Annotated in this window: 8 protein-coding genes and 1 pseudogene; 7 read left to right on the top strand and 2 right to left on the bottom strand. The window is 70.7% G+C overall.

What is annotated here, in order from left to right:
* The 5 genes from AB0P24_RS29465 to AB0P24_RS29445 form a co-directional block, all read left to right on the top strand.
* Nucleotides 1-1,076 (top strand): GTP-binding protein (locus AB0P24_RS29465; protein WP_365799206.1); only part of this gene is annotated, 1,076 nt, incomplete at its 5' end.
* 231 nt (nt 1,077-1,307) lie between these two features.
* Nucleotides 1,308-2,420, top strand: coding sequence for an aliphatic sulfonate ABC transporter substrate-binding protein (locus AB0P24_RS29460; RefSeq protein WP_365799204.1), 1,113 nt, complete (start codon nt 1,308-1,310; stop codon nt 2,418-2,420).
* A 35-nt stretch (nt 2,421-2,455) separates the two neighbouring features.
* Nucleotides 2,456-3,241 carry an ABC transporter ATP-binding protein gene (locus AB0P24_RS29455; protein ID WP_365799202.1) on the top strand — a complete coding sequence of 262 codons (786 nt, stop codon included), beginning with the start codon at nt 2,456-2,458 and terminating at the stop codon, nt 3,239-3,241.
* Complete coding sequence (locus AB0P24_RS29450; protein ID WP_365799200.1) at nt 3,228-4,106, top strand: ABC transporter permease; 879 nt, start codon at nt 3,228-3,230, stop codon at nt 4,104-4,106. The genes AB0P24_RS29455 and AB0P24_RS29450 overlap by 14 nt, the downstream gene beginning before the upstream one ends.
* A 5-nt stretch (nt 4,107-4,111) precedes the next feature.
* Nucleotides 4,112-4,861 (top strand): sirohydrochlorin chelatase, encoded by a 750-nt coding sequence (locus AB0P24_RS29445; RefSeq protein WP_365799198.1) that lies wholly within the window; start codon nt 4,112-4,114, stop codon nt 4,859-4,861.
* A gap of 189 nt (nt 4,862-5,050) precedes the next feature.
* On the opposite strand, the gene AB0P24_RS29440 is transcribed toward AB0P24_RS29445, so the two are convergent.
* On the bottom strand, nt 5,051-6,079 hold the full coding sequence (locus tag AB0P24_RS29440; protein ID WP_365799196.1) for a 2-dehydropantoate 2-reductase N-terminal domain-containing protein: 1,029 nt from the start codon (nt 6,077-6,079) through the stop codon (nt 5,051-5,053).
* A gap of 122 nt (nt 6,080-6,201) precedes the next feature.
* Nucleotides 6,202-6,753 (bottom strand): DUF1697 domain-containing protein, encoded by a 552-nt coding sequence (locus AB0P24_RS29435; RefSeq protein ID WP_365799194.1) that lies wholly within the window; start codon nt 6,751-6,753, stop codon nt 6,202-6,204.
* Between the two features lie 394 nt (nt 6,754-7,147).
* Here AB0P24_RS29435 and AB0P24_RS29430 point away from each other — a divergent pair, with 394 nt between their 5' ends.
* Together AB0P24_RS29430 and AB0P24_RS29425 are read left to right on the top strand one after the other, a co-directional pair.
* A complete protein-coding gene (locus tag AB0P24_RS29430; protein WP_365799192.1) occupies nt 7,148-9,397 on the top strand; it encodes an MMPL family transporter in 2,250 nt (749 codons plus the stop codon).
* Between the two features lie 162 nt (nt 9,398-9,559).
* Nucleotides 9,560-10,038, top strand: a pseudogene (locus AB0P24_RS29425) (RNA-guided endonuclease TnpB family protein); the annotation flags it as partial.
* Nucleotides 10,039-10,131: the final 93 nt, after the last annotated feature.

The following is a 10,131-nucleotide window of genomic DNA, read 5'->3' as shown; positions in this document are numbered from 1 at the left end:
TCGCCACCCCGAAGCGCCGCTTCATCCTCGCCGACACCCCCGGCCACGTGCAGTACACCCGCAACATGGTCACCGGCGCCTCCACCGCCGAGCTGACCGTGATCCTGGTCGACGCCCGCAACGGGGTCGTCGAGCAGACCCGCCGCCATGCCGCGATCGCGGCCCTGCTCCGGGTCCCGCACGTCGTCCTCGCCGTCAACAAGATGGACCTGGTCAGCTACCAGGAGCCGATCTTCGCGGGGATCGCCGAGGAGTTCACGGCGTACGCGACCGAGCTGGGCGTCCCCGAGGTCACCGCGATCCCGATCTCGGCGCTCGTCGGCGACAACGTCGTGGAGCCGTCCGCGCACATGGACTGGTACGGCGGCCCGACCGTCCTGGAGCACCTGGAGAGCGTCCCGGTCAGCCACGACCTGGCGCACTGCCACGCCCGGCTGCCCGTGCAGTACGTGATCCGCCCGCAGACCGCCGAGCACCCGGACTACCGGGGCTACGCCGGCCAGATCGCGGCCGGCACGTTCCACGTCGGCGAGGCGGTCACGGTCCTGCCGTCCGGCCGGACCACGACGATCTCCGGCATCGACCTGCTCGGTGAGCCGGTCGACACGGCCTGGACCACCCAGTCGGTGACCATCCTGCTCACGGACGACATCGACGTCTCGCGCGGCGACCTGATCGTCCCGACGAAGGACGCCCCGGCGACCACCCAGGACGTCGAGGCGACCGTCTGCCACGTGGCCGACCAGCCGCTGACCGTCGGCCACCGGGTGCTCCTCAAGCACGGCACCCGCACGGTCAAGGCGGTCGTCAAGGACATCCCGTCCCGTCTCACCCTCGACGACCTGTCCCTGCACCCGCACCCGGGACAGCTCGTCGCCAACGACATCGGCCGGGTGAAGATCCGTACCGCCGAGCCGCTGCCGGTCGACTCCTACGCCGACTCACGGCGCACCGGCTCGTTCATCCTGATCGACCCCGCCGACGGGACCACGCTCACCGCGGGCATGGTCGGCGAGTCGTTCGCCTCCCCCGAGCCGGTCAAGGACGAGGCCGAAGACGACGGCTGGGACTTCTGACATGACGACGACCGACGTCTACTCGACGTTCGCGAAGGAGGGCGGCCGCGTCGGCAGCGGTGCTCTCGGGAGCGGGCAGGGCGGGGTGGCGCGATGTGCGGGATGACGTACGCGCACTGCCTGCGCGCCCTGTCCCCCCACCCGACGTCCCGGATACGACGAAGACCTGCCGACCTCCCGGCCACGACCTGAGAGGCCGTGACCGCCGGGCCAACGAGAGGAAACCCTCCCGTGCCTGCCAACCTGCCCCATTCCCGACTTCGCCGCGGTATGGCCGTGCTCGCCGCGCTCCCCCTGCTCACGCTCGCCGCCTGCGGGTACGGGTCGGCCTCCGACAAGAGCGACACCGCCAAGGTCGCCGCCGGGGCCAAGAAGATCGACGGCCTCGACACCGTCAAGATCGGCTACTTCGGCAACCTGACCCACGCGACCGCCCTGGTCGGCAACCAGAAGGGCTTCTTCCAGAAGGAGCTCGGCGCCACCAAGGCCGAGTACGCCGTCTTCAACGCGGGCCCCTCCGAGATCGAGGCGCTCAACTCGGGCTCCATCGACATCGGCTGGATCGGCCCCTCGCCGGCCATCAACGGCTACACCAAGTCCAACGGCACCGACCTGAAGATCATCGGCGGTTCGGCGTCCGGCGGCGTGAAGCTGGTCGTCAACCCGAAGAAGATCAAGACGCTGGCGGACGTCAAGGGCAAGAAGATCGCGACCCCGCAGCTGGGCAACACGCAGGACGTGGCGTTCCTCAACTGGATAGCCGACCGGGGCTGGAAGGTCGACGCGCAGAGCGGCAAGGGTGACGTCACGGTCGTCCGCACCGACAACAAGATCACCCCGGACGCCTACAAGGCGGGCTCCGTCGACGGTGCCTGGGTGCCGGAGCCGACCGCGTCCAAGCTGGTCGCCGAGGGCGCGAAGGTGCTGCTCGACGAGTCCTCGCTGTGGCCCGACAAGAAGTTCGTGATCACGAACATCGTCGTGTCGCAGAAGTTCCTCAAGGAGCACCCGAAGGTCGTCGAGGCCGTCCTCAAGGGCTCGGTCGAGACCAACAAGTGGATCAACGCCAACCCGGACGCGGCGAAGGCCTCGGCCAACAAGCAGCTGGCGGTCGACTCCGGCAAGGCGCTGTCCGACGAGGTCCTGAACTCGGCCTGGTCGTCCGTCGCGTTCACCGACGACCCGCTGGCCGCCACCCTCAACACGGAGGCCCAGCACGCCGTCAAGGCCGGCCTGCTCACCGACCCGCTGCTCAAGAACATCTACGACCTGACGATCCTCAACAAGGTGCTGAAGGCCGAGGGCGAGAGCACGGTCAGCGCCGCGGGTCTCGGCAGCAGCTGACCCAGGTCCCGACGAGATCCCAGGAGGTGACGACCATGGCCACGACCACGACACTCGCCGAGGCCGACCAGGCGGTCGAGTACGCGGCACGTCTTGAGCACGTCTCGAAGTCCTTCGCGGCTCCGGGCGGGCGGCAGCTCGTCCTGGACGACATCACCCTCGATGTCGCGCCGGGCGAGTTCGTCACCCTCCTGGGGGCCTCGGGCTGCGGCAAGTCCACGCTGCTGAACCTGGTGGCGGGGCTGGACCGGCCCACCTCGGGCACCATCGCGACGGACGGGCGGCCCGCCCTGATGTTCCAGGAGCACGCCCTCTTCCCGTGGCTGACCGCGGGCAAGAACATCGAACTCGCCCTCAAACTCAGGGGAGTTCCCAAGAACGACCGCCGGGACAAGGCCGAGGAGCTGCTCGAACTGGTCCGGCTGAAGGGCGCGCACGGCAAGCGCGTCCACGAACTGTCCGGCGGTATGCGCCAGCGGGCCGCCCTGGCCCGCTCGCTCGCCCAGGAGAGCAGACTGCTGCTGATGGACGAGCCGTTCTCGGCCCTGGACGCCATCACCCGGGACGTGCTGCACGACGAGCTGACCCGGATCTGGGAGGAGACCGGGCTGTCCGTCCTCTTCGTCACGCACAACGTGCGCGAGGCGGTACGGCTCGCCCAGCGGGTGATCCTGCTGTCGTCCCGGCCGGGCCGGATCGCCCGCGAGTGGGAGGTCGGCATCCCGCAGCCGCGCCGCATCGAGGACGCGCCCGTCGCCGAACTGTCCCTCGAGATCACCGATGTACTGCGTGGGGAGATCCGCCGCCATGGCCAGCACTGAGACGACGCCGGCCAGGGACGCCGGAAGTGTCGAGGCCGGCCTCGACGCCCTGGAGACGACGGCCACCAGCCGCCCGACCTTCCGCCAGACCTTCACCGGCAAGATCCTGCCGCCGATCATCGCGCTCGCCGTGGTCCTCGTGGCCTGGACGCTCCTGGTCCCGGCCGTCGACGACCCGTCCAAGCTGCCCTCGCCGGCCGCGGTGGGCGACGCGTTCAAGGACGCCTGGCTCAAGGGCGACCTGCTCGGCTACATCTGGACCAGCGTCTCACGCGGTCTGCTGGGCTTCCTCTTCGCGCTCGTCATCGGCACCCCGCTGGGTCTGCTGGTGGCGCGGGTCAGATTCGTGCGGGCCGCGATCGGCCCGGTCCTGTCCGGCCTGCAGTCGCTGCCGTCGGTGGCATGGGTGCCGCCGGCCGTGATCTGGCTCGGGCTGAACAACTCGATGATGTACGCCGTGATCCTGCTCGGCGCGGTCCCCTCCATAGCCAACGGCCTGGTGTCCGGCGTCGACCAGGTGCCGCCGCTGTTCCTGCGGGCCGGACGCACCATGGGCGCGACCGGCGTCAAGGGCATCTGGCACGTGGTGCTGCCGGCGGCCATGCCCGGCTATGTGGCGGGCCTGAAGCAGGGCTGGGCGTTCTCGTGGCGTTCGCTGATGGCGGCGGAGATCATCGCGAGCTTCCCGGATCTGGGTGTGGGCCTCGGCCAGCTCCTGGAGAACGCCCGCACCGCCAGCGACATGGCGATGGTGTTCGAGGCCATCATCCTGATCCTGTTCGTCGGCATCGCGATCGACCTGCTGATCTTCAGTCCGCTGGAGCGGTGGGTGCTGCGCAGCCGCGGTCTGCTGGTGAAGAGCTGAGGCCCATGTACCGCAAGCCGGTCCGCCCCGTCCTCGTGGTGATCGCCCACGGCAGCCGTGATCCGCGGCATGCCGCGACCGTGCACGCCCTGGTACGGCGGGTACGGTCGCTGCGGCCGGGGCTGCGCGTGGAGACCGGCTTCCTGGACTTCAACGTCCCGTCCGCGCACGGGGTGCTGGAGTCGCTCGCGGCGGAGGGCGTGCGGGATGTCGTCGCCCTCCCCCTGCTGCTCACCCGCGCCTTCCACGCGAAGGCGGACATCCCCGCCGTACTGCGGGAGGCGCCCTCGATGCTGCGCATCCGGCAGGCGGAGGTGCTGGGCCCCTCCCCGCTGCTCCTGTCGGCCCTGGAACGGCGGCTGTACGAGGCGGGGCTGGCCCCCGCCGACAAGTCCTCGACCGGGGTCGTACTGGCCTCGGCGGGGTCCTCCGACCCGGAGGCGATCGCGGTGATCACGCGTCTCGCGCGGGAGTGGCGGGGCACCGGCTGGTGCGCCGTGCGGCCCGCGTTCGCCTCCGCGTCCCTGCCCCGCACCGAGGACGCGGTACGGGAACTGCGGGAGCTGGGCTGCGCCCGGGTGGCGGTGGCACCCTACGTCCTCGCCCCCGGCCACCTGCCCGACCGGATCGCCCGGGGCGCGGCTCAGGCGGACGTGCTGGCCGAGGCGCTCGGCCCGGCACCCGAGGTGGCGCGGGTGCTGCTGGAGCGGTACGACGCGGCGCGCACCCCGGCCCTGGCGGCCCTGGGGGCCTGAGCGAGGGGCCGGGTGTTCGCGGTCCGGCGCTCCCCTGTCCGTCGGACCGCGAACAGCCGCCCGCGGCGGGCTCTCGTGAGCGCCACGCCGTGGTCGGCACTTACTTCAGCGCCGCGTCCGGCGAACGTGTCACACCAGCGGCTTTAGCGGTTCAGGTTCCCAACCGACTTGTCCCTATTGGGCAGTTGATCAGAGGGCGGCGGTCGCGGCGGCCTCGTCGGCGAGGCGGGCGAGGCGGGCGAGTTCACCGACCGGCATCGAGCCGGGCGCCCGGCGCTCGCGTGCGAAGGCGTTGGCGAGCTGCTGCAGGAGGTCGTTGAGCGGGGTCGGCACGCCGTGCAGGCGGCCCAGCAGGGCGATCTCACCGTTCAGGTAGTCGGCCTCGATGGTGCCGGTGCCCCGGCTGAGGGACTGCCAGGACGAGCCGCCGCCGCGCGGGGCGCCCGCCAGCGGGACCAGGTCCACCTTGTGGCCGCGCAGCGCCCGCTGCTCCTCGACGCTCGCGTACGCGATCCCGGCGGCGTCGAGCACGGCCTCGCCCTCGGCGCGCACCCTCCGGAAGAGAGCCATGGCCTCGCCGTCGGCGATGGGCCCGGCGACGGCCTCCAGCGCGTTGCCGAGGTTGGACAGCAGCTTGGCGTACTGCCAGCGCGCCACGTCGGGCACGACCGGCGCCTCGAAGTGCGACTTCTCCAGGTCGGCGGCGACCAGCCGCGCGGTCCTGTCGGTGCCGTGCGGATGGCGGCCCAGGTGCAGCATGCCGGTGAGCGGGGCACCGCCGGCGGAGACGACGCCCGGTTCCACGAAGGTCGACGGCAGCCAGACGCAGACGCCGTAGACGTGCCGGAAGACGCGCAGGGCGAGACGCTGGCCCTCCACGCCGTTCTGGGCGCAGAACAGGGGCAGCCGCTCCGCCGCGGTGCCGCCGCCCGCGACCGGGGCCGGTCCCCAGGCATGCAGGGCGGTCACGGTGTCCTGGGTCTTGACGGCGAGGACGAGTATGTCGTCCGCGCGCAGCTCGCCCAGTTCCCCGGGGCCGGTGACGGCCCGCAGCCGATACGTGTACTCGCCGTCCGGCACCTTCAGCCGCAGTCCGCCGTCCCGCAGCGCCGCGTGGTGCGCGCCCCGTGCCACCAGGACGACCTCGTGTCCCGCGCCGGCCAGCCGCCCGCCGATCGCACCGCCGACGGCCCCTGCTCCGATGATGATGTAGCGCATGCGACGAGCCTCGCACAGGCGTTGCCTCTGCCTCTGCTTCTGCCTCTGCCCCTGGGACAGGGGCAGAGGCAAGGGGCACGGCATGGCCAACTGCCTGCCCCCCTTCCACGGTCTGCGGAAGGTCACGCTCCCGGGGCCGTCAGCTCCACCAGCTTGACGACCGTGTTCCAGTTCCGGGTGGTGGCGATCATCCCCTTGTGGATCCGGGTCCGGGACAGCGCCTCCGCGAGCTTGGAGCGGCCGAGGCCGTCCGGGGCGTAGAGGTACAGCGCGCGGTCGCCCAGGCGGAACTCCTCAGGAAGGTGGGCGGCGGGGTCGATGTCGGCGTAGCGCTCCGGGGCCACCGGCTCGGAGAGGTAGGTGACGTGCAACTGCTTGGCCGCCAGGTCGGCGGCCGGGAACGGGCAGGCGTCCACGACCGCCTTCAGGTAGGCGTGGTCACGGACGAGCACGCCGACCAGGAAGCCGAACCGCTCCTCGATCGCCTTGGCCAGCTCCGCCGCCAGGGACTCCGCGTCCCCCCGGGCGGCGGTGAAGACGGCCTGGCCGCTCTGCAGGTAGGTCGCCACGGAGCCGTACCCCAGGCCGGTCATCAGCGTGCGCAGTTCGGCCATCGGGAGCTTCTTGTTGCCGCCCACGTTGATCCCGCGCAGCAGCGCCGCATACGTCGTCATTCGAACACCTTAGAACGGCCGTCGTGCCTCGTGGGGGCCGGCACGACGGCCGAGCCGGGCGAGCCGGACTGCCGGAAACTCTGGCCGATCAGAAGGGTCCGGATCAACTCCTACACGCACCTGTGACTTGTTCAACAAGGTTTCGCAATCACAAAGAGGATCCGCGTCGTCGGAAGGGACACCCCTGATCATCACCCCCGAGATGGGTGGATAGATGTAAGGGCCCGACATCCTCCTGGGCGACGAGAGGCGAGCGGCGGACTTCACCGGACAGCACGAGGAGTCGGTCTTATCCGGCCCATACCTTCGAATCGAACGAAGGAAGTCGTGAACAGACCGTGGCGGCCGGGGCCGTCACCGCACACGAGGGGGCATTCCCGTCATGGATCCCGTCATGGGGAACGGAGAGACGCGGGTGCGGGGGCTGGCCGCCCGGGCCGGCGGCTGGAGCGCCCGGCACCGCTGGGCCGCCGTCGGCATATGGGTGCTGTTCGTCGTCCTGGCCATGGGGCTCGGCTCGGCGGCCGGCCGGGTCGACGTCGACAAGAGCGATCAGCTCAAGGGCGAGACCCACACCGCAGCGAAGATCATCGACGACGCGGGCATCAAGGAACCGGCGAGCGAGACGGTCCTGATCCAGTCCCGGGACGGGTCGGTCAAGGCCACGGACACCGCCTTCAAGGCCGCCGTCACGGACGTCATGAAGGCCGTCGACGGCACCGGCAAGGTCACGGACGTCACCTCGCCGTACGTCACCGGGACGATCTCGAAGGACGGCCGCAGCGCGCTCGTCCGGTTCGACATGCGCGGCGACTCCGACACCGCCGGCGACCGGGTCGGCCCGGTGCTGGACGCGGTGGCCGGGGTGCAGAAGGCGCACGGCACGCTGCGGATCGAGGAGATCGGCGGCGCCAGCATGAACAAGCAGTACGACGACGCCTTCGGCAAGGACTTCCAGCGGGCCGAGTACTCCGCCGTGCCGGTGGCCTTCGGCATCCTGCTGATCGCGTTCGGCGCGCTGGTGGCCGCGCTGCTGCCGGTAGGGCTGGCGATCACCGCGATCATGGCGACGATGGGCCTGATGGGCCTGGTCAGCCATCTGCAGCCGATGAGCGACACCGCCAACTCGGTGATGCTGCTGGTCGGCATGGCGGTGGGCGTCGACTACTGCCTGTTCTACCTGCGCCGGGAGCGCGAGGAGCGGGAGGCCGGCCGGGACGCGGGCGCCGCGCTCCGGATCGCCGCCGCCACCAGCGGCCGGGCGATCATCGTCTCCGGGGTCACGGTGTGCGTGGCGATGGCGGGCATGCTCTTCACGGGTCTCGCCGAGTTCGAGGCGATGGGCCTGGCCTCCCTGATGGTCGTCGCGGTCGCCATGGTCGGCTCCGTGACAGTCCTGCCCGCGCTGCTCTCGCTGCTGGGCCGGCGGGTCGAGAAGGGCCGTATCCCCTTCCTGCGCCGCCGCGGGCGGGGTCACGGGCCGTCCGAGAGCCGCTTGTGGACGGCCGTGCTGCGGGGCGTGCTCGCCAAGCCGCTTGTCTCCGTGGTGGTCGCGGTGGGCGCCCTGCTCGCGGTGGCCGCGCCCGCCCTCGGCATGAAGACCTCACAGCTCACCCTGGACCAGGAGTTCGGGAACTCGCTGCCGATCGTGCAGACCTACGACCGCCTCAACCAGGCCTTCCCGGGCGGCTCCGAGCCGGCCGAGGTGGTCGTCAGGGCGAAGGACATCAACGCGCCCGAGGTCAGGCAGGCCCTGACCGACTTCAAGGAGCGGGCGATCAGCTCGGGCGCCTCGCGCGGCCCGGTCGAGATCAGACTGCACGACGCCCAGAACGTCGCCCTGGTCTCCGTGCCGCTGGTCGGCGGCTCCGACATGGACAAGGCCGCCAAGAGCCTGCGGAAGCTGCGCGACGAGGTACGGCCGGCCACGCTCGGCAGGGTCGACGGCGTGCAGGCGCCGGTGACCGGCAACGTCGCGGGCAACCAGGACTTCAACGACCAGCTTCTCGGCTCGGTCGTCCCGGTCTTCGCCTTCGTCGTCGTCTTCGCCTTCCTCCTGATGCTGCTGTCCTTCCGCTCGCTGACGGTCGCGATCACCTCGATCCTGCTCAACCTGCTGTCGGTCGGCGCCGCCTACGGCATCCTCGTCGCCGTCTTCCAGCACGGCTGGGGCGCCTCACTGGTGGGCGCGGAGGGGGTCGGCGCGATCGTCACCTGGCTGCCGCTGTTCCTCTTCGTGATCCTGTTCGGCCTGTCCATGGACTACCACGTGTTCGTCGTCTCCCGGATCCGTGAGGCCCACCTGCGCGGCCGGTCCACCAGGGACGCCATCCAGCACGGTGTGGTCACCACGGCCGGGGTCGTCACCAGCGCCGCCGTCATCATGGTCGCGGTGTTCGCGATCTTCGGCACGCTGTCCATGCAGTCCATGAAGCAGATGGGCGTGGGCCTGGCGGCCGCCGTCCTCATCGACGCGACCGTCATCCGGGGCGTCCTGCTCCCGGCGGTCATGGCGCTGCTGGGCGAACGCAACTGGTACCTGCCCAGCTGGCTGCGGTGGCTGCCGGACCTGACGCACGACGAGTCGCCGGAGGCAGGGGCACCGGCGGTAGCGCGAGACGAGAAGCCCCGCCTGCCCGTCTGAGCAACACTCTTCGGCACAGGGTCCGTTGGTCTCCGCCTGGGAGCAACGGACCCTTCTCCGTGGGGGCGGGCCCGCAGCGCCGGTAACGGGCCAGCACCAGGTTGCCGTCTTTCTTCAGCCTGCGACGAAGTTCATCGAACGAGATGGACGTTTCGGCTGCGTATGCCGTTTACGGCCCGCAGAGTCCTGACGGCGGAGTGGGATCGATGCCGGTGGGTGTGGAACGGGTGTGTGGCCAAGTCCAAGGCTGTGCATTTGCACAACCAGGCCACGGGGGACAACCGGACGTGCGGTCCGGCGCAGCTCGACAAGATGCTGACCGAGGCGCGTAAGGCAAACCTGTGGCTGCGCGAGGGCAGTTCGGTACCGCAGCGACAGATCATCCGAGACTTCGGCAAGTCCCGCGCCAGGGCGGTCAAGGACATCAGGGACCGGCTCCCCATGGCACGCCGGGCCGGAATGCCCAGGTGGAAGCAGAAGCGCGAGGCGCTGCCCCTCTCGACTACACCCGACGCGGCTTCCGGCTGAAGAACGGAGTGCCGCAACTGGCGGGCGGGGTCGCTCTGACCGTGCTGTGGTCACGGGACCTGCCCGCCGGCCCATCCAGCGTCCGCCTCTACCAGGACAGCGTCGGCCACTGGTGACCGGGCCCGACCGGTCCCGCACAAAAGAGGCGCTGCCTTGTCTTGGAAGCGGATTGTCCCGTCAAGGCACCGCGCACCCGGTCCGGCCTC

Source organism: Streptomyces sp. NPDC086519 (assembly GCF_040686075.1).
GTDB lineage: Bacteria > Actinomycetota > Actinomycetes > Streptomycetales > Streptomycetaceae > Streptomyces > Streptomyces shenzhenensis.
This window is presented reverse-complemented; position numbering and strand designations above follow the sequence as displayed.